General features: G+C 52.7%; 1 protein-coding gene. It reads left to right on the forward strand.

The window, feature by feature from the left end; all coding sequences use genetic code 11:
- Positions 1-636 (forward strand): FAD-dependent monooxygenase (locus ACS8FC_RS18560; protein WP_439297875.1); only part of this gene is annotated, 636 nt, incomplete at both ends.

The raw sequence follows: 636 nt of genomic DNA on the forward strand, positions 1-636 counted from the left end.
CGTTGGTGTGGTAGAGACCGATAGACGGCATGAGCATGTGGCGATTGAGCGCTTTAGCCCAGCAGGGCCGCTAGCTGTGCTGCCACTGACGGATCCAGAGGGCGACGGCAATGATGAGTATCAACAAGGTTATAGACGCTCTGTGGTTTGGGTCTGTCCAACAGGTGAAGAAACCAGATATCTAGAAGACGACGCCCATTTCTTGCAGACGCTACAGCAGGCATTTGGGCAGCGCGCGGGCAAGTTTGTTACTGCTGGCCGCCGCGGCGCTTATCCTTTGTCGCGTGTATTGGCGGACAAGCAGGTCGAGGGTCGCTGCGTTATCATGGGCAATGCCGCTCATACGTTGCATCCTGTCGCGGGTCAAGGGTTCAATCTGTGTATGCGAGATGCGCATGTATTGGCGCAGATGATGAGCGCACAAGTGCTCAAAGGCGAAGACATCGGTAATGCACAATTACTAAAGCGCTATGAGAAAGCGCGTCAAACGGATCAAAAACGAGTGATTCGATTCTGTGATGCCGTGGTACATGGCTTCACGCATCCTAATCCCGCCATCAAGTTGGCACGTAATATGGCATTACTGGCCTTTGATAAATTGCCAAGTATCAAACCATTGGTGGCCACCTATGCGAT

The sequence above is a fragment of the Psychrobacter sp. 1Y4 genome (genome assembly GCF_051847555.1).